At 74.0% G+C, this 19312-nt stretch carries 15 protein-coding genes; 10 read left to right on the top strand and 5 right to left on the bottom strand.

Annotated features, from left to right (window positions below; all coding sequences use genetic code 11):
- Positions 1-68: 68 nt before the first annotated feature.
- Together acs and FB586_RS09240 are read left to right on the top strand one after the other, a co-directional pair.
- Positions 69-2090 (top strand): acetate--CoA ligase, encoded by a 2022-nt coding sequence (acs, locus tag FB586_RS09245; protein ID WP_136519066.1) that lies wholly within the window; start codon positions 69-71, stop codon positions 2088-2090.
- Positions 2091-2342: 252 nt separating this feature from the next.
- Positions 2343-3755, top strand: a complete 1413-nt coding sequence (locus FB586_RS09240; RefSeq protein WP_136519065.1) for a cellulase family glycosylhydrolase — start codon at positions 2343-2345, stop codon at positions 3753-3755.
- Positions 3756-3959: 204 nt separating this feature from the next.
- Here FB586_RS09240 and FB586_RS09235 read toward each other — a convergent pair whose 3' ends face one another.
- Positions 3960-5243, bottom strand: a complete 1284-nt coding sequence (locus FB586_RS09235; RefSeq protein ID WP_136519064.1) for an NAD(P)-binding domain-containing protein — start codon at positions 5241-5243, stop codon at positions 3960-3962.
- A 197-nt stretch (positions 5244-5440) separates the two neighbouring features.
- Here FB586_RS09235 and FB586_RS09230 point away from each other — a divergent pair, with 197 nt between their 5' ends.
- The 5 genes from FB586_RS09230 to FB586_RS09210 all read left to right on the top strand — a co-directional run bounded on the left by FB586_RS09230 (position 5441) and on the right by FB586_RS09210 (position 11509).
- The gene (locus FB586_RS09230) at positions 5441-6457 is read left to right on the top strand and encodes a helix-turn-helix domain-containing protein (protein ID WP_136519063.1); all 1017 of its coding nucleotides are present in this window, start codon (positions 5441-5443) and stop codon (positions 6455-6457) included.
- Positions 6447-7199 (top strand): prevent-host-death protein, encoded by a 753-nt coding sequence (locus tag FB586_RS09225; RefSeq protein ID WP_222928336.1) that lies wholly within the window; start codon positions 6447-6449, stop codon positions 7197-7199. Before FB586_RS09230 ends, FB586_RS09225 begins: the two co-directional genes overlap by 11 nt.
- A gap of 74 nt (positions 7200-7273) precedes the next feature.
- A complete protein-coding gene (gene mshD / locus FB586_RS09220; RefSeq protein ID WP_136519062.1) occupies positions 7274-8248 on the top strand; it encodes a mycothiol synthase in 975 nt (324 codons plus the stop codon).
- Between the two features lie 52 nt (positions 8249-8300).
- Positions 8301-10535 carry an RNA degradosome polyphosphate kinase gene (locus FB586_RS09215; RefSeq protein WP_136519061.1) on the top strand — a complete coding sequence of 745 codons (2235 nt, stop codon included), beginning with the start codon at positions 8301-8303 and terminating at the stop codon, positions 10533-10535.
- Positions 10532-11509 carry an NUDIX hydrolase gene (locus FB586_RS09210; protein ID WP_136519060.1) on the top strand — a complete coding sequence of 326 codons (978 nt, stop codon included), beginning with the start codon at positions 10532-10534 and terminating at the stop codon, positions 11507-11509. Before FB586_RS09215 ends, FB586_RS09210 begins: the two co-directional genes overlap by 4 nt.
- Here the strand turns inward: FB586_RS09210 and FB586_RS09205 are convergent.
- Entirely contained in the window at positions 11499-11954 is a 456-nt protein-coding gene (locus FB586_RS09205) for a winged helix-turn-helix transcriptional regulator (protein ID WP_222928335.1), read from the bottom strand. The genes FB586_RS09210 and FB586_RS09205 overlap by 11 nt on opposite strands.
- 133 nt (positions 11955-12087) lie before the next feature.
- Here FB586_RS09205 and FB586_RS09200 point away from each other — a divergent pair, with 133 nt between their 5' ends.
- Positions 12088-12972 (top strand): aldo/keto reductase family oxidoreductase, encoded by an 885-nt coding sequence (locus tag FB586_RS09200; RefSeq protein ID WP_136519058.1) that lies wholly within the window; start codon positions 12088-12090, stop codon positions 12970-12972.
- Positions 12973-13041: 69 nt separating this feature from the next.
- Here FB586_RS09200 and FB586_RS09195 read toward each other — a convergent pair whose 3' ends face one another.
- The 3 genes from FB586_RS09195 to FB586_RS09185 all read right to left on the bottom strand — a co-directional run bounded on the left by FB586_RS09195 (position 13042) and on the right by FB586_RS09185 (position 15613).
- Positions 13042-14046, bottom strand: coding sequence for an inorganic phosphate transporter (locus FB586_RS09195; protein ID WP_136519057.1), 1005 nt, complete (start codon positions 14044-14046; stop codon positions 13042-13044).
- Between the two features lie 6 nt (positions 14047-14052).
- Positions 14053-14673, bottom strand: a complete 621-nt coding sequence (locus FB586_RS09190) for a DUF47 domain-containing protein (RefSeq protein ID WP_136519056.1) — start codon at positions 14671-14673, stop codon at positions 14053-14055.
- A gap of 337 nt (positions 14674-15010) precedes the next feature.
- A complete protein-coding gene (locus tag FB586_RS09185) occupies positions 15011-15613 on the bottom strand; it encodes a hypothetical protein (RefSeq protein WP_136519565.1) in 603 nt (200 codons plus the stop codon).
- A 240-nt stretch (positions 15614-15853) separates the two neighbouring features.
- Between FB586_RS09185 and FB586_RS09180 the strand changes: the two genes are divergently transcribed.
- Together FB586_RS09180 and FB586_RS09175 are read left to right on the top strand one after the other, a co-directional pair.
- Positions 15854-17347 carry a sugar porter family MFS transporter gene (locus FB586_RS09180; protein ID WP_136519055.1) on the top strand — a complete coding sequence of 498 codons (1494 nt, stop codon included), beginning with the start codon at positions 15854-15856 and terminating at the stop codon, positions 17345-17347.
- Positions 17348-17623: 276 nt separating this feature from the next.
- On the top strand, positions 17624-19261 hold the full coding sequence (locus tag FB586_RS09175; RefSeq protein WP_370741058.1) for an MDR family MFS transporter: 1638 nt from the start codon (positions 17624-17626) through the stop codon (positions 19259-19261).
- The last annotated feature ends 51 nt before the right edge of the window (positions 19262-19312 follow it).

Genomic DNA, 19312 nt, shown 5'->3' with positions numbered 1-19312 from the left:
GTCCGTGGCGAGGACCCCACAGGTCAGCACCGAACAGCCGCACCGACGCCGTTGCGCAGGGAGACACCGTGACCGAACCGTCCGCCGCCACACCGACCGACGCGGCGCCCGCCCCGACGTCCGGCCTGGAGAACCTCCTCACCGAGGCCCGCCGGTTCCCCCCGTCCCCCGAGTTCGCGGCGCAGGCCAACGCGACCGCCGACCTGTACTCCTGGGCGAACGCCGACCGGACCACGTTCTGGGCGGAGCAGGCGCGCGAGCTGCTCACGTGGTCGACGCCGTTCACGCAGACGCTGGACTGGTCGGACGCGCCGTTCGCGCGCTGGTTCGCGGACGGCCGGCTGAACGCGGCGTACAACGCGGTGGACCGGCACGTCGAGGCGGGCCATGGCGACCGCGTCGCGCTGCACTTCGAGGGCGAGGGCGGCGACACCCGCGCGCTCACGTACGCGGACCTGCAGCGCGAGGTGTCGAAGGCCGCGAACGCGATCGCCGCGCTCGGTGTGCGCACGGGCGACCGGGTGGCGATCTACATGCCGCTCATCCCGGAGGCGGTCGTCGCGATGCTCGCGTGCGCGCGGATCGGCGCGCCGCACTCGGTCGTGTTCGGCGGGTTCTCGGCGGAGGCGCTGAGCTCGCGCATCCTCGACGCCGAGGCGACGCTCGTGATCACGGCCGACGGCGGCTTCCGGCGCGGCAGCGCCAGCGCCCTGAAGCCGGCGGTCGACGAGGCGCTCGCCAAGGGTGCCCCGAGCGTGCAGCACGTGCTGGTGGTGCGGCGCACGGGCCAGCCCGTCGAGTGGACGGAGGGCCGGGACGTCTGGTGGCACGACGCGGTGGAGGCCGCGTCGGCGCAGCACGCGCCCGTCGAGGTGGAGGCCGAGCACCCGCTGTTCATCCTCTACACCTCGGGCACGACCGGGAAGCCGAAGGGCATCTTCCACACCACGGGCGGGTACCTCGCGCAGGCGGCCTACACCCACCTCAACGTCTTCGACCTCAAGCCCGAGACCGACGTCTACTGGTGCACGGCGGACATCGGCTGGGTCACCGGGCACACGTACGTGGTCTACGGACCGCTCGTGAACGGCGCGACGCAGGTCATCTACGAGGGCACCCCCGACACCCCGCACCGGGGCCGCTGGTGGGAGATCGTGCAGAAGTACGGCGTGACGATCCTCTACACCGCCCCGACGGCGATCCGCACGTGCATGAAGTGGGGCGAGGAGATCCCCGGGCAGTTCGACCTGTCGTCGCTGCGCGTGCTCGGGTCCGTCGGCGAGCCCATCAACCCCGAGGCGTGGACCTGGTACCGCCGGGTCATCGGCGGCGACCGCACGCCCGTGGTCGACACGTGGTGGCAGACCGAGACGGGCGCGATCATGATCAGCCCCCTGCCGGGCGTCACCGAGGCGAAGCCGGGGTCGGCGCAGGTGCCGCTGCCCGGGATCGCGGCGGACGTGCTCGACGACGACGCGAAGCCGGTGCCGAACGGCGCCGGCGGGTACCTCGTCCTCACGGAGCCGTGGCCGTCGATGCTGCGCGGCATCTGGGGCGACCCGGAGCGGTACAAGGACACGTACTGGTCGCGGTTCCCCGGCATGTACTTCGCGGGCGACGGCGCCAAGAAGGACGAGGACGGCGACATCTGGCTGCTGGGCCGGGTGGACGACGTCATGAACGTGTCCGGCCACCGCCTGTCGACGACGGAGATCGAGTCGGCGCTCGTCTCGCACCCGTGGGTCGCGGAGGCGGCGGTCGTCGGCGCGACCGACGAGACCACGGGGCAGGCCGTCGTCGCGTTCGTCATCCTGCGCGGCGACGCGACGGAGGCGGCGGGGTCAGACGCGGCCACGGTGCAGCAGACGCTGCGCGACCACGTGGCGCGCGAGATCGGCCCCATCGCCAAGCCGCGGCAAATCCTCGTGGTGGCGGAGCTGCCGAAGACCCGGTCGGGCAAGATCATGCGCCGGCTGCTGCGCGACGTCGCCGAGCACCGCCAGGTCGGGGACGCGACGACGCTCGCGGACTCCTCCGTCATGGACCTCATCGCGGCCGGCCTGAACAAGCCGGCGGCCTCGTCCGACTGACCGGCCCGCGGCTCCTCGCCGACGGCCCGGCCCCGCGGGGTGCCGGGCCGTCGGCGCGTCCGGGGACCGCGCGGACCGCGCCGGAGGGCGCTTCCCGCAGGGGCCGGGGAGGGGCGCGACGGCGAAGCGTTTAGGCGCGTGGAGCGCTTCCCGGCGTGCTGGTTGTGTGACCCGCGCACCCGCCCGCCCACCGGCCGGCGGACAGGCGGGCGGGTGCTCGTCAGCCACCACTTCGGGGAACGAGGACGTCTCATGAAGCACCTGACCACGCGCGCGGTCGCCGCCTGTGCGACCGCGCTGCTGGCCGTCGGCGGCGTGACCGCCGTGGCCACCACCGCCTCCGCGGCGGACCCGGTCGGCCTCCACGTCGAGGGCACGCGCCTCGTCGAGGAGAACGGCACGCCGTTCGTCGCCCGCGGCGTCAGCCACGCGCACACCTGGTACGTCTCCGAGACGCCGCGGGCCATCCCCGCCATCCGCGCGGCCGGGGCGAACGCCCTGCGCGTCGTGCTGTCGAACGGCACGCGGTGGACGCGGAACGACGCGGCGGACGTCGCGAACGTCATCTCCCTGTGCCGCACCCACCAGCTCGTCTGCATGCTCGAGGTGCACGACACCACCGGCTACGGCGAGCAGGCCGGTGCCGCGACGCTCGCACAGGCGGCCGACTACTGGGTGGGCCTGCGCAGCACGCTGCAGGGCACCGAGGACTTCATCCAGATCAACATCGGCAACGAGCCGTACGGCAACAACGAGACGGTGTCGGCGCAGTGGGCCGCCGACACGTCCGCCGCGATCCGCACGATCCGCGCGGCGGGGCTGCGGCACAACATCGTGGTCGACGCCCCCATGTGGGGGCAGGACTGGCGCGGGATCATGCGCGACCAGGCGCCGACCGTCGCGGCCGCCGACCCGGACGGCAACGTCCTGTTCTCCGTGCACATGTACGGCGTGTACGCGCAGGCGTCGACGGTCACGGCCTACCTCGACGCGTTCGCGGCGAAGGGCCTGCCGCTCGTCATCGGCGAGTTCGGGCACGACCACTCCGACGGCAACCCCGACGAGGACACGATCATGGCCGAGGCGCAGCGCCGCGGCGTCGGCTACTACGGCTGGTCGTGGTCGGGCAACGGCGGCGGCGTCGAGTACCTCGACATGGTCACGGCCTTCGACCCCGCGCGGATGACGTCCTGGGGCACCCGGATCTTCGCCGGTGCGAACGGCATCCGGGCGACGGCACGCACGGCGACGTTCTTCGGCGGCAGCACCCCGACCCCGACGCCCACGGCGACGCCGACGGTCACGCCCACCCCGACCGTGACGCCCACCCCGACGGCGACGCCCACGGCGACCCCGACCCAGAACCCCGGCGGCGCGTGCACCGCGACGCTGCGGATCACCGGCTCGTGGCCCGGCGGCTTCCAGGGCGCGGTCGAGGTGAAGGCCGGCACCGCGGGCACGCGGGCGTGGCGGACGCAGTTCACGCTGCCGTCCGGTGCGTCGGTGTCGCAGGGCTGGAGCGGCGCGTTCTCGAGCTCGGGCGGCACCGTCACGGTGACGAACGCGGCGTGGAACGGCACGCTCGGCGCCGGCCAGACGACGAGCTACGGCTTCATCGGGTCGGGCACGGCGCCCACGGGCACGGTCCCGGTGGCCTGCTCCTGACCGCCGCTCCACCGCGTGCGTCGGCCCCCGTCTCCCCTCGAGGCGGGGGCCGACGCACACCCGCCCCGGGTACTCCACCCCACCCCACGACGAGCCTGCAGGAACGGTCGCCCGGGACGACCAGGACGCCACTCCCACGGGCCGGCGTGGGTCGGGCGGTCGTGGGCCACGCGGTCGCGGGGCGAGCCGTCGCCCGGGCGGGCGTCACCAGCCGAGCGCGCGCCGCAGCCGGCGGACGGCCTCGCGACCCGCGCGGTTCGCGCCGATCGTCGACGCGCTCGGCCCGTACCCCACGAGCTGCAGGCGCGGCTCCCCCACGACCTCGGTGCCGTCCATCCGGATGCCCCCGCCGGCCGCGCGCAGGCCGAGCGGCGCGAGGTGGTCGAGCGCCGACCGGAACCCGGTGGCCCACAGGATCGTGCGCGCGGCGACGAACGGCGGCCCGTCGACCCAGCCCCCGAGGTCGGGCGCGAGGCCGGGCAGGTCGGCGGGCAGGTCGGCGCCGTCGTCCTCCGCGTCGCGGGCGCGCAGCGCCGGGGCGTCCGGGTCCCACGCGACACCGTCCGGCTCGATGCGGTCGAACACGCGTCGCGCCCGCAGCACGCCCGAGGCGATGCCCGCCCGGTAGGCTGGCGTCAGCGGAAGCCCCGTCACGCTCACCACCGACCGCGGCGGCAGGCCGGCGCGCGTCCGCTCGTCGACGCGGGAGACGGCCTCCCGGCCGAGCTCCGGCGTGAACTCGGCGTCCACCCACCGCGGCGGGCGGCGCGTGACCCACGTCGTCGTGGTCACCTGCGCGAGCTGGAGCAGCAGCTGCACGGCGGACGTGCCGCCGCCCACCACGACGACGTGCCCGTCGGCGAGGTCGCGGGCGTCCCGGTAGTCGCGCGTGTGCAGCTGGCGCCCGCGGAACGTCCCGCGGCCGGGGTACGACGGCCAGAACGGGCGCTGCCACGTGCCGGACGCGTTCACCACCGCCCGGGCCGCCCACACCACCACCTCGTCCGGGTGGTCCACGTGCCGGGTGGTGACGAGGTAGCGGGGCTCCACCCCGTCGGGGACGGCCGCGCGCTCGACCCGCAGGACCCGGACGGGGCGCTGCACGTTGAGCGCGTATGCGTCCTCGTACTGCGCGAAGTAGTACGGCACGGCGTCGGCGGCGGGCTCGGCGGGGTCGACGACGACGAGCGGCATGCCCGGGAGGTCGTGCACCGCGTGCGCGTCGGCCATGGTCAGGCTCCGCCAGCGGTGCTGCCACGCGCCGCCCGCGCGCGCGTTGTCGTCGAGGACGACGAACGTCCCGGCTGCGTGCTCCCACCCGCGCGAGCCGACGGCCACGAGGCCCGTGCGCTGCAGGTGGTACGCGGTCGAGAGCCCCGCCTGCCCGGCCCCGACGACCAGGACGTCCACCTCGACCGTGCGGCGACCCCGGTGCCGGCGGGCGCGGCGCCCGGCGACGGCGGGGGTGGCGCTGACGGGAGGCTCCATGGCGGCGACCACGCTACCCGCGCACCCGCGGCCCGCGCCGCCCGGCCCACCCCTCGGCACCCGGCGTGCACGAGCCCTCCACAGCACGCGTCGGGCAGAGCGGACGGACCGGCCCAGAGCGCCCACCGGCGCCTGCCACTGACGCTTGTTCGGTGTTCGGTATTGACCGAACACCGAACGGCCCCCATGATCGGGGCATGGCCGACGCCACCACTGACCTCGTGAGCGACGCTCTGCGCCTGCTCGGCGTCCGTGCATCGACCCCGGCATCGGACCGTGACGTCGACCTGGTACTCCGGCCGGGCGGCACGCCGGTCCAGCTCACGCGGCGAGCCCTGGTCGACCGGGATGCCGCCCAGCGGATCCTGACGAGCACGCACCTCCCTCCCGGCACGCTCCTCCTCGTGGTCGGGGACCGAGTGACCCGAGAGGCGCGCGACATGCTCCTGGCCGAGGGGGCCGGGTACTTCGACCTGCGGGGCCGCCTCGCGATCCGCGCCCCCCACCTGGTGATCGACACCGACCTCGAGCCGCACGGTGAGCGCCGCGTCCGCAAGGACCCGGTGGCCGGAAGGGCCGGGCTGGAGGTCGCCACGGCCCTGCTCCTCGAACCCGATGCCGGGACCGCCGTACGCGAGCTGGCCCGGGTCCTCACCAGGTCTCCGAGCACCGTCTCCGAGGTGCTGAAGGCGCTCAGGGCCGAGGATCTCATCGACGACAAGCGGCGGGTTCCTGACGAGCGGCTCTTCTGGCGGGTCGCCGAACGGTGGACGACCAGCGACGTCCACCTGGCACGGATCCCACCTCCCGGTGACGCGACGCGGATCACGGCCTCGCTCCGCCTCGGCCTGGTGGATCCCGAGCACTCGACCGGCTGGGCGCTGACGGATGCGGCGGCCGCCGCCACACTCGGGGCGCCGATGGCCGTCCGGTCCGACCACATACCGGAGTTCTACGTCCCCGACGAGACGACGTCGCGCCGCGCGGAGAAGCTCCTCGGTCGCGCGCCGTCCCCTGGGCACGCAGCCTGCGTCGTCCGGGTCGCGCCGGTGCCCGCGGTGTGTGCGCGACGCGTCGAGGTCCTCGCCAACCACACACCGTGGCCGCTGGCGCACCCTGTCTTCGTCGCGCTCGATCTCGCGCAGGACGTCGGCCGCGGACGCGAGATTCTCGACGCCTGGGTCCCCTCGTCCGAGTGGCGCCGTGTCTGGTAACCCGGTCAGGTTCGTCGGCGAGGCCATGGCCGGCGTCGTCCAGGCCGTCGACGACGTGCAGAGGATCATCGGGCGACCGCCTGTCGTCGTCGGCGGACTGGCGGTCATGTGCCGCCTCACGCAGCCCTATCGCGCGACCACCGACCTCGATGTCGTCGATCGTCTCCGGGGCGATCCTCCGCAGCTCCAGGTCCTGCGCGCTGCTCCGGGTGTCGATCTCGCCGAACCCGCCGCCGTTCTTCTCCCGACACGCTTCGGCTCGGTCAAGGTGGACGTGCTCGAAGTTCGACAGATCGAGCTCGACGAGCCGAGCGACGACCCGGGCGATCGGCTCCACGCCTCGGCCCACGCGTGGGCCTACGAGACGGCGACACCGGTGGAGATCCGCGTCGACCTGCTCGAGGGAGCCACGGTCGGGGCTGTCACCCCCGTGGCGGAACCCGGCCCTCTCGTCGCGATGAAGCTCCAGGCGGTCATGAACCGCGGCGCCGCCAAGCAGGGCACCGACCTCCAGGACATCGTCCGCCTGGTGCTCGATCCCGGCATCCGCGATGTCGTCCTCGATCAGACGAACGCCTGTCCACAGCAGATGAAGGAGGACGTCTCCGTCCACGCCGACCTGTGGCTCGTGCGTCGACGGACCACCTCCCTGCGCTGGATCCACGACACGGGAGGATCAGACCTGACGCTGGATGACCTCGATCTCGCCGCCGAACTCCTTCTCGATGCATGCGTCGGGTGAACCCGGTCTCGCCCGGACGGTTCGCTGTCAGCACGCCGGCACCGGCCGGGAGGACGCCGTGATGGGATGGGCCCATGACGTCCGACACCGACGCGTCGACCCACGTCTCCGCCGTCGCCGGGCCGCTGGACCCGGGCACGGCCGACGCCGTCCGCGCCCTGCACCGCGACGCCGCCGCCGTCGACGGCGTCCCGCCCCTGTCCGAGCAGCCCCTGCTCTGGCTCACCGAGCCGGAGGCGCCGGTGGTGCACCTGCTGGCGCGCTCCGCCGACGGCACCCTCGTCGGGTACGCCCAGCTCGACGTGGGCACGACGACGCGGGTGAGCGCCGAGCTCGTCGTGCACCCCGACCGCCGCCGGCGCGGAGTCGCCGCGGCGCTGCTCGCCCGGGCGCAGGAGGAGACGGCCGCCGTCCCCGGGCGGCGGCTGTCGGTCTGGGCGCACGGCGACGTGCCGGCGGCCCGGGCGGCGGCCGGCGCCGCCGGGCTCGTCGTGGTCCGCGAGCTGCTGCGCATGGCGGTCGACCTCGAGGCCCACCCGCCGGCCGAGGCCGCCCTGCCGCCGGGGGTCACGGTGCGCCCGTTCGTGCCGGGCGAGGACGAGGAGGCGTGGCGGCGGGTGAACGCGCGCGCGTTCGCGCACCACCCGGAGCAGGGCCGCATGACGTCCGCGGACCTGCGGGCCCGCGAGGCCGAGCCGTGGTTCGACCCCGCGGGCTTCCTGCTCGCCGAGCGCGACGGCCAGCTCCTGGGGTCGGTGTGGACGAAGGTGCACCCGCCGGGCGAGGCGCCCGACGCCGGACCCGACGAGGCGGTCGGGGAGATCTACGTCGTCGGCGTCGACCCGGACGCGCAGGGGCTCGGCCTCGGGCGCGCGCTGACCGCGCTGGGCCTGACCCACCTGCGCGACCGGGGGCTGCGGACGGTGATCCTCTACACCGGCGCCGAGAACACCGTCGCCGTGCACACGTACGAGCGGGCCGGCTTCACGCGGGCCGCCGTCGACGTGATGTACGGGCCCGCGCCGGAGGCCGCACCGCCCGCGGGGTGACGGTCCCCCGGGACGACACGACGCGTTCACCGGGCGGTGCCACCATGGGCACATGACCGACGCCCCCGCGATCGACCCCGACCTCGCCGCGAGCATCGCCGAGCACGTCGAGACCGAGGACCCGACCGCGCTGCCCGAGACGGGGCCGCTGCCGGACGGCCGCTTCCTCGACCGCGAGCTCTCCTGGCTCGCGTTCAACCAGCGCGTCCTGGAGCTGGCCGAGGACCCGGAGCTGCCGCTGCTGGAGCGCGTGCGCTTCCTCGCGATCTTCGCGTCCAACCTGGACGAGTTCTTCATGGTCCGCGTCGCCGGCCTCAAGCGCCGCATCGCCACCGGCATCGCGGTGACGGCCGCGTCGGGGCTGTCGCCGCGTCAGGTGCTCGAGGCGATCAGCGAGCGGGCGCACGAGCTCATGGCGCGCCACGCCGAGGTGTTCCAGCGGGACGTGCAGCCGGCGCTCGCCGCCGAGGGCATCACGATCGTGCGGTGGGACGACCTCGGCGAGGCCGAGCAGGACCGGCTGCACAAGTTCTTCCGCCGCCAGATCTTCCCGGTGCTCACCCCGCTCGCGGTCGACCCGGCGCACCCGTTCCCGTACATCTCCGGGCTGTCGCTCAACCTCGCCGTCAGCGTCGTGAACCCGACGAGCGGCAAGGAGCACTTCGCGCGGGTCAAGGTCCCGCCGCTGCTCCCCCGCTACATCGCCGTGGACGCCGCCGGGCGCCCGTCCGCGCCGGACAGCGCCTCGGCCGGGGCGGAGAGCGGTCCGATGTCGTTCGTCCCGGTCGAGGACGTCATCGCCCAGCACCTCGACATGCTGTTCCCCGGCATGGAGGTGCGCGAGTTCCACACGTTCCGCATCACGCGCAACGAGGACGTGGAGGTCGAGGAGGACGACGCCGAGAACCTCCTCAAGGCGATGGAGAAGGAGCTGCTGCGGCGCCGGTTCGGCCCGCCGGTGCGCCTCGAGGTCGCCGAGGGCATCAGCAACCGCGTCCGCAAGTTCCTCGTGCGCCAGCTCGGCATGTCCGAGGACGACGTCTACGAGCTGCCCGCCCCGCTGGACCACACCGGCCTCCACCTCGTCGCCGACCTCGACCGCCCCGAGCTGCAGTACCCGCGGTTCGTCCCGGCGACGCACCGGCACCTCGCGGAGGTGGAGTCGTCCAACCCGACGGACGTGTTCGCGGCGATCCGGGCGCGCGACATCCTGCTGCACCACCCGTACGACTCGTTCTCGACGTCGGTGCAGACGTTCCTCGAGCAGGCCGCCGCGGACCCGCACGTGCTGGCCATCAAGCAGACGCTGTACCGCACGTCGGGCGACTCCCCCATCGTCGACGCGCTCATCGACGCCGCGCAGGCCGGCAAGCAGGTCCTCGCGCTCGTCGAGATCAAGGCGCGGTTCGACGAGCAGAACAACATCTCCTGGGCCCGCAAGCTCGAGCAGGCCGGCGTGCACGTCGTCTACGGCATCGTGGGCCTCAAGACGCACTGCAAGCTCTCGCTCGTGGTCCGGCAGGAGGCGGACGGCCTGCGCCGCTACAGCCACGTCGGCACGGGCAACTACCACCCCAAGACCGCGCGCCTGTACACGGACCTCGGCCTGCTCACCGCCGACCCGGAGGTCGGCCAGGACCTGACGCGCCTGTTCAACCAGCTCTCGGGCTACGCGCCGAAGTCGCGCTTCCACCGACTGCTCGTGGCGCCGCGCTCGGTGCGCACGGGCCTCGTCGAGCGCATCGAGCGCGAGGCGGAGGCGGCACGCCGCGGCGAGCCGGCGTGGATCAGGATCAAGGTCAACTCCATGGTCGACGAGGCCACGATCGACGCGCTGTACCGGGCGTCGCAGGCCGGGGTGCCGATCGACATCAACGTGCGCGGCATCTGCGCGCTGCGCCCGGGCGTGCCGGGGCTGTCCGAGACGATCCGCGTCCGCTCGATCCTCGGGCGCTTCCTCGAGCACTCGCGGGTCTTCGCGTTCGCGCACGCGACGCCGGGGCCGGACGACGGCTTCGAGGGGCCCGAGGTGTTCATCGGGTCCGCCGACCTCATGCACCGCAACCTCGACCGGCGCGTCGAGGCGCTCGTGCGCGTCTCGGACCCGGCGCACGTCCAAGAGCTCCTCGAGCTGCTCGACGAGTCCGTCGACGACGGCACGTCCTCGTGGCACCTGGACGTGGACGGCGTCTGGGAGCGGCACCACCGCGGGCCCGACGGACCCCTCGTGGACCTGCAGGAGGCCCTCGTCCAGCGGCAGAGGCGCCGGCCGGGCTCCGCGCGGTGAGGGCCGCCGCACTGCCCGCGGTCCGGTCCGCGGGCGCCCTCGTGTGGCGTTTGCGGGCGGGGCGGCTGCAGGTCGCCCTCGTCCACCGTCCCCGGTACCAGGACTGGTCGTGGCCGAAGGGCAAGCTCGACCCCGGTGAGCTCTTCCCCGTCGCCGCCGTGCGCGAGACCGAGGAGGAGACGGGCCTGCCGGTCGCGCTGGGCGTCCCGCTGCCGAGCGTCGAGTACACGCTCGGCGACGGGCGGCGCAAGGTCGTGCGCTACTGGGCGGCGCAGGTCGCCGGCCGGCACGACGCGGCGGCCCTCGCGGCCCGCCCCCCGGTGACGCCGGCGGGCGCCGGCGAGATCGACCGGTGGGAGTGGTGCGACGTGGCCGAGGCGGCGGCGCGCCTGACGCGCAAGGCGGACCGGCGCCCGCTCGACGTGCTGGTCGAGACCTACGCCAAGGACCGGCTCGACACGCGCGCGGTCGTGGTCGCGCGGCACGGGCAGGCCCGCAAGCGCAGCCTGTGGGGCGGCGACGACGGGGACCGTCCGCTCACGGGCCTGGGGCTGCGCCAGGCGACCGCGATGGTGCCCGTGCTCACCGCCTTCGGGGTGGGCCGCGTGGTCACCAGCGGCTGGGAGCGCTGCGCGGCGACCATGGCCCCGTACGCGCAGGCGACCGGCCTGGAGCCCGACGTCACCGACGTCCTCACCGAGGCGGAGCACGACGAGTCCCCGGCGCGCGTGGCCGCGCTGGTACGCGGCTGCCTCGACGACCGGCGCGACACGGTCCTGTGCACGCACCGCCCGGTGCTGCCGACCGTCCTCGACGTGCTGTCGGCCCACTCCCGCCGGGCGGTCGCGGACGCGCTGCCCACCCGCAACCCCTACCTGCAGCCGGGCGAGGTGCTCGTCGCGCACGCGGCGGTCACGCGGCGCGGTCCTCGGGTGGTCGCGGTGGAGACCCACCGCTCCCCCGTCACGGACTGACCGCGTCGGCGGGTCGGGCGGTGCGCGCGTCGTACGCGGCACGGTGGCCCGCGACCTCGTCCATGTGGGCCTCGGCCCACGACTTCAGCCCGCGCACCACGTGCTGCAGCGACAGGCCCAGGTCGGTGAGCGCGTAGGAGACCGTGACCGGGACCGTCGGTGTCACGGTGCGCGTCACGAGGCCGTCGCGCTCCAGGGAGCGCAGCGTCTGCGTGAGCATCTTCGGGCTGACGCCCGCGAGCAGCCGCTGCAGCTCGGAGTAGCGCATGGGGCGCGGCTCACCGGCGCAGTCGGCCGCGGTGCCGCCGCTGCCGAGCGCGGTGAGCACGAGCGCGACCCACTTGTCGGAGACCCGGCCGAGCAGCTGGTGGCTGGGGCACGCCGCGAGGAACGCGTCGTACTCGACCTTCGCACGGGCCCGACGCTCCGCTGCCGTCGTCGTCATCACCGGTCTCCTCCCCGCCCTGCTCCTTACGCACTTCCAGGTACGTACTTCCTATCAGGTAGTGCGGCACGCAGGATCACGTGCGACGGCGCATCGCGCCGCACCCGCACACCCACCGGAGAGGGCAGCACACGTGACCACACCACCCACCACGGAGTCCCCGGCGCTCCCGGGCGGCACCTGGACGCTCGGCGACCTCGCCGTCGGCCGCCTCGGGTACGGCGCCATGCAGCTGGCCGGCCCCGGCGTGCTCGGCCCGCCCGCCGACGAGGACGCCGCGCGAGCCGTCCTGCGCGAGGCGGTCGCGCTCGGGGTCACCCACGTCGACACCGCCGAGGCCTACGGCCCGCACGTGACCAACCGCCTGGTCCGCGAGGCCCTGCACCCCTACCCGGAGGGGCTGCACGTCGTGACGAAGGTCGGCGCCGAGCGCGACGCCGCCGGCGGCTGGCCGGTCGCGCGCCGGCCGGCGCAGCTGCGGCGGCAGGTCGAGCAGAACCTCGAGTCCCTGGGGCTCGACGTGCTCGACGTCGTGAACCTGCGGATGGGGGACGCGACCGGCCCGCGCCCGGGCTCGCTCGCCGAGCCGTTCAGCGCCCTCGTGGACCTGCAGCGCGAGGGTCTGGTCCGGCACGTCGGCCTGAGCAACGTGACCGCCGAGCAGGTCGCCGAGGCGCGCGGCATCGCGCCGGTCGTGTGCGTGCAGAACATGTACAACCTGGCGGTGCGCCACGACGACGCCCTGGTCGACGCGCTCGCGCGCGACGGCGTCGCGTACGTGCCGTTCTTCCCGCTCGGCGGCTTCAGCCCCCTGCAGTCCGCCGAGCTCACGGCGGTCGCGCAGCGGGTGGGAGCGAGCCCGATGGCGGTGGCCCTCGCCTGGCTGCTGCAGCGCTCGCCGAACATCCTGCTCATCCCGGGCACACGCTCGGTCGCGCACCTGCGCGAGAACGTCGCGGCGGCCCACCTGACCCTGTCGGAGCAGGACGTCGCGGACCTCGACGCGATCGTCCGCTAGCCGGTGACGTGCGAGGGCCCCGCACCGGTCGTGTCCGGTACGGGGCCCTCGTGGCCGTGGTGGTCCGGGTCAGCCCAGGATCGGGTGCAGGACCCAGAAGACGACGGCGGCGACCAGGGCCGCGGCGGGGATCGTGAGGATCCACGCGCCCGCGATGTTCTTCGCCACGCCCCAGCGGACCGCCGAGAGCCGCTTCGTGGCGCCGACGCCCATGATCGCCGAGGTGATCGTGTGCGTCGTCGACACCGGCGCGTGCAGGTAGAACGCGTTGACGTAGAGCACGATCGCGGAGACCGACTCCGCGACGAAGCCGCGGGCCGGGTCGAGCTCGATGATGCGCCGGCCCAGCGTCCGCATGATGCGCCAGCCGCCCGCGTACGTGCCGGCCGAGATCGCGGCCGCAGCGGCGAGCTTGACCCACAGCGGGATGCCCTCGTCCGGGTCCGCCCACTCGGCCGTGAGCAGCGCGAGGTAGATGACGCCCATCGTCTTCTGCGCGTCCTGCAGGCCGTGGCCCAGGGCCATCGCGGCGGCGGACACGGTCTGCGCGAACCGGAAGCGCCGGTTCACCCGTGCTGGACGACCGTTGCGGATCAGCCAGAGCAGGCCGACCATCAGCGCGAACGCGAGCCCGAAGCCGATGAGCGGCGAGAAGATCATCGGCAGGACGACCTTGTCGACGATCGCGGAGCCGTACACCCCGAAGCTGCCGGCCAGGCCGGCGCCGACGAGTCCGCCGATGAGGGCGTGCGTCGACGACGAGGGCAGGCCGAACCACCACGTGATGAGGTTCCACGTGATGGCGCCGACGAGCGCGCAGAGGATGACGACGAGGGCGCTGTGCGACGACGCGCTCTGCAGGTCGACGATCGACGTCGCGATCGTCTCCGCGACCTCCGTGCCGAGCAGTGCCCCGGTGAAGTTCATGACGGCCGCCATGACGAGCGCCGCGCGGGGCGTCAGAGCACGCGTCGACACCGAGGTGGCGATCGCGTTGGCCGCGTCGTGGAAGCCGTTGGTGTAGTCGAAGCCCAGGGCGAGCGCGACGACGATGACGACGAGCGCAGGTTCCACCGGTGCTCAGGACTCCTTGAGCGCGATGGTCTCGATGCTGTTCGCGACCTTCTCGAAGGCGTCGGCCGCGTCCTCGAGCTTCTCCACGACCTCCTTGAGCTTCATCAGCAGGATGGGGTCGGTGATCTCGTCGAACATCTGGGCGAGCAGCTTGCGGTGCGACTTGTCGGCCTGGTTCTCGAGGCGGTTGACCTCGACCCAGTACTCCTGCAGCGAGTCCATCGAGCGCAGCCGGGGCATCGCCTCGGCGGTGAGCTCGGCCGCGCGCTGGAGCACCTGGACCTGGTCGGAGACGCGCGCCGGCAGCTCGTCGAGCTTGTACAGCACGATGAGGTCCGCGGCCTCGTCCATGAAGTCCATGCAGTCGTCGAGGCTGGAGGCGAGGTCGTAGATGTCGTCGCGGTCGAACGGCGTGACGAACGTCTGGTTCAGCCGCCGCATGATCGTGTGGGTCGCCTCGTCCGCCGCGTGCTCGGCCTCGGCCATCCGCTTGTTGATCTCCTTGCGGGTGGGCCGGTCGGCACCGAGCATCTCGGCCAGCAGGTTCGCACCGGTGACGAGGTGCGTCGCCTGGGCGGCGAAGAGGTCGAAGTACGAGGTGTCGCGCGGTGTCAGGCGCAGGCGCACGGAGATCTCCGGGGCGAGGGACGACAGTCGCCCGGCGGGTGCTCGGGCGGGGTCAGCCTAACGGCCAGTGAACGGCAGGTGCACCGACCGGGACGCGGGGGCAGGCCCCGACCGGGTGACGCGGGCGCGGCGGGGCCGCGGGGCGGGCGCGAGGACGCCGGGCCGCGGGGCGCCTCTCGGCGCGTGGCCGCTCGAAGCGGCTGATGATGGAGCCCGGGGCCACCGCGACCCGGCGCCGCCACCAGTCTAGGCGCGGGCCGCCGGGCGCACCCGGCGAGCGCAGGACCGGTGACGATCGTCACGCGTCCGGGGGACCCGCGCAGCAGCCCCCGGGCGGTCAGTCGAGGCGGTCCGCCCGCCACAGGGCAGCCGCGGCCCCGAGCTCCTCGGCCGTGCGCACGAGCGAGGCCGCACCGCGCGTCAGGCGGGCGGCACCGCCCGGGTCGACGACGTCGAGGTGGTCGGCGTCGAACGCGGCGCCGGTCGCGAGCACCTGGCAGAACGCGGCGGCGCGCTCGAGGGCCACGGCGAGGTCGCCGGAGTAGACACCGGACAGCACCGCGTCCGCCACGGCCCGCACGTCGGCCGGGCCGGGCGCCTCGACCACGCCCGCGACGGCGTCGTGCACGGGTGCGGCGGCCACGCCCATCCGGTACCGGTCGGCGACGGTCGCCGGGTCGCGGCGCACCCACTCGCGCAGCACGTACAGGCGCCACAGGGCGCCCGGCAGCGTGTCGGCGGGGCTGTCGGCCCACATCGCCGCCACGACGTCGAGCCCCTCGGTCTCGACGAGCGCGACGAGCCGCCGGACCACCTCGGGGTCCTGCGACGCGCGGGCCCGGTGCACGAGGGCCCCGGCGGTGGTGTGCGCGATCTCGCCCCGCAGCTGCGGGTCCAGGTCGCCGGGCAGGGCGTCGGCCTGCGCGGGGTCGAAGGGCAGGGGGCGGTGGTGGCGCCGGGGCTCGTGCCCCGTGCCCCCGTCCTGCGCTCCCGTCGGTGCCACCGGGCGATGATGCACCCGCGGCTCCCGCGGTGCCACCGACGGGGCCGGCCACGACGGCCCGCGGCCGCGACCAGCGCCGTCGGCGCCACGCTCCGCGTGCGAGCCCCCACCGCCGGGGAGAGAGTGGGCTGTGACCAGGCGCTGGGCCCGGCCGTGAACACCAGACGGGGGTGGACGATGTCCGATCCGGCGTCCCGCAGGACTGGACCGCAGGGCGGGGGCTCGTCCGGCGAGCTCAACGGCAAGCACACCGGCAAGGCGGTGGCCCTCGCGGTCGCCGCGGCCGTCGGCGGCTTCCTCTTCGGCTTCGACAGCTCCGTCATCAACGGTGCGGTGCAGGCCTTCACCGAGCAGTTCGACCTCGGCAGCGGGCTGAGCGGCTTCGCCGTGGCCGTCGCCCTGCTGGGCTGCGCGCTCGGTGCGTGGCTGGGCGGGCGGCTCGCCGACCGGTGGGGCCGCACGCGCGTCATGTTCCTCGGCGCGGTGCTGTTCTTCGTGTCCTCGGTGCTCTCCGGCATCGCCTTCGGCGTGTGGGACCTCATCGCGTGGCGGTTCATGGCCGGCCTCGGCATCGGCATCGCGTCGGTGATCGCTCCCGCGTACATCGCGGAGATCGCGCCGGCCCGCATCCGCGGCCGCCTGGGCTCGCTGCAGCAGCTCGCGATCGTCATCGGCATCTTCGCCGCGCTGCTGTCCGACGAGTTGCTCGCCCGCGCGACGCCCGGTGCGGGCGCGGACGCCAGCGGCGAGCTGTGGTTCGGGCTCGAGGCGTGGCGGTGGATGTTCCTCGTCGCGGTGGTGCCGGCGACGATCTACGGGATCCTGGCGCTGCGCATCCCGGAGTCGCCGCGCTACCTGCTGGCGAGCGGCAAGCGGCAGGAGGCACGCGCCGTCCTCGCCTCGGTCCTCCCGCCCGACGAGGACGTGGACGAGCGGATCCGCGACATCGAGCACACGATCCGCACGGACGAGGCGCTCGCGTCGCAGTCGAGCCTGCGCGGGCCGCGGTTCGGCCTGCTGCCGGTGGTGTGGGTCGGCATCCTGCTGTCGGTCTTCCAGCAGTTCGTCGGCATCAACGTGATCTTCTACTACTCGAACACGCTGTGGCAGGCGGTCGGGTTCGACGAGGGCGACGCGTTCACGACGTCGACGATCACGTCGATCACGAACGTGCTGGTGACGTTCATCGCGATCGCGCTCATCGACAAGATCGGCCGGCGCCCGCTGCTGCTCATCGGCTCGGCGGGCATGGCCGTGACGCTCGCGGTCGTGGCGGTCGCGTTCATGAACAGCACGGGCTCGGGCGAGGACGTGAGCCTGCCGGCGCCGTGGGGCATGGTCGCCGTGGTCGCGGCCAACCTGTTCGTCGTGTTCTTCGGCGCGTCGTGGGGCCCGCTGGTGTGGGTGCTGCTGGGCGAGATCTTCCCCAACCGCATCCGTGCGGCCGCGCTCGGCCTGGCCGCGGCGGCGCAGTGGATCGCGAACTTCCTCATCACCATCTCGTTCCCGCCGATGCTCAACGCGTTCGGCGCGTCGATCCCGTACCTCATGTACGCGGCGTTCGCGCTGCTGTCCTTCTTCTTCGTGCTGACGAAGGTGCCCGAGACGAAGGGTGTGCAGCTCGAGGACATGGAGGGGCTGCGCGTCGAGCGCAACCGCACGCGGGCCTGACGGCACGCACCGCGCAGGGCCCGGGCACGTCGCAGCGGCGGCGACCCGGGCCCTCGCGCGTCCGGGGAGGAGGCACGTCCGGAACGAGACGCGTCCGGGAACGAGGGGCGTCCGGGAACGAGGGGCGTCCGGGAACAAGGACGGCGCCACAACGGTTGCCCGAGGTAACGATCTGTCTTAGAGTTGCCTTAAGCAACTTTCTGGCGCCTCGCGCCCTACCGAACCCGACCGCCGACGCCGCCGGTCCCCCGCCCGCAGCCCGGAAGCGAGTCCTGCGTGACCACCCAGCCCGACACCCGCACCACCACCGCGCCCGATCCCGCGCACCCCGGCGACGTCCCGCCCGTCGTCGCCGACGCCCGCCCCGCCATGACCCACCGCGAGGTCCTCGAGGCCCTCTCGGGCATCCTGCTCGGGATGTTCGTCTCGATCCTCGCGACGAGCGTCGTCTCGACGTCGCTGCCGCGGATCATCACCGACCTCGGCGGCACGCAGTCCGCGTTCACGTGGGTCGTGACCGCCACGCTGCTGACGACCACGATCTCCACCCCGATCTGGGGCAAGCTCGCCGACCTGACGAACCGCAAGGTCCTCGTGCAGGTCGCGCTCGTGATCTCCGTCGTGTCCTCGGCCCTCGCCGGCCTCGCGCACAGCACCGAGATGCTCATCGGCATGCGCGCCGTGCAGGGCATCGGCGCCGGCGGCCTGACGGCCCTCGGCACCGTCCTCATCGCCGACATCATCAGCCCCCGCGAGCGCGGCCGGTACATGGGCCTCATGGGCGCCGTCATGGCCGTCGGCATGGTCGGCGGCCCGCTGCTCGGCGGCGTCATCACCGACGCGGCCGGCTGGCGCTGGAACTTCTTCGTGGGCCTGCCCTTCGCCGTCGCGGCGATCGTCGTCCTCCAGCGCACGCTGCACCTGCCCGCGGTGCCCCGCCGCCGGGTGCAGATCGACTGGGCCGGCGCGGTCCTCATCTCCGCGGGCATCGCCACCCTGCTGCTCTGGGTGACGTTCGCCGGCGACTCGTTCGAGTGGGCGTCGTGGCAGACCGCCGCGATGGTCGGCGGCTCCGTGGTCCTGCTCGCCGCGGCCGTGGCCGTCGAGCACCGCGCCGCCGAGCCGATCATCCCGCTGCGGCTGTTCCGCGACCGCACGGTCGTGCTCGCCGTGGTCGCGTCCGTCGCCGTCGGCATCGCGCTGTTCGGCACGCAGGTCTACCTGAGCCAGTACCTGCAGCTGTCGCGCGGGCGCACGCCCACCGAGTCCGGCCTGCTGACCATCCCGATGGTCCTCGGCCTGTTCCTGTCCTCGACGCTCTCGGGCCGGGCCATCTCCCGCTCCGGCCGCTACAAGCGCTTCATGGTCGCCGGCTCGGTCCTGCTCGTCGCGGGCCTCGCCCTCATGGGCACCATCGACGAGACGACGTCGTTCTGGCTGCTCGGCCTGTTCATGGGCGTCCTCGGCGTCGGCGTCGGCATGCTCATGCAGAACCTCGTGCTGGCCGCGCAGAACACGTTGCCTGTGCAGGACGTCGGCTCCGGCACCGCCACGATCGCGTTCTTCCGCACCCTCGGCGGCACGCTCGGCGTCTCGGCCCTCGGCGCGCTGCTGTCGCACCGGGTGCAGGACTACATGGTCGACGGGCTGCGCGCGGCCCACGTCGACCCCGCGCTGCTCGGCGGCGCCGGCGGCGGCGCGTCCGCGCTGCCCGACGTCACGACGCTGCCCGCGCCGATCCGGCACGTGGTCGAGCACGCCTTCGGCGTCGGGGTCGCGGACCTGTTCCTGGTCGCCGCGCCCGTCGCGGTGCTCGCGTTCGTCGCCGTCCTGCTCCTGCGCGAGGTGCCGCTGGGCAGCCGCTCCGGCATCGAGCAGCGCCTCGAGGCCGAGCAGGCCGCCGCACGCGCCTGACACCCGCACCACCGCGACGAGCCCCGGTCCCCTCGCGGGGGGCCGGGGCTC

The organism is Cellulomonas telluris, assembly GCF_004886325.1.
Classification (GTDB): domain Bacteria; phylum Actinomycetota; class Actinomycetes; order Actinomycetales; family Cellulomonadaceae; genus Cellulomonas; species Cellulomonas telluris.
The sequence above is the reverse complement of the archived record's forward strand: the minus strand, read 5'-3'. Positions and strand labels throughout refer to the sequence as shown.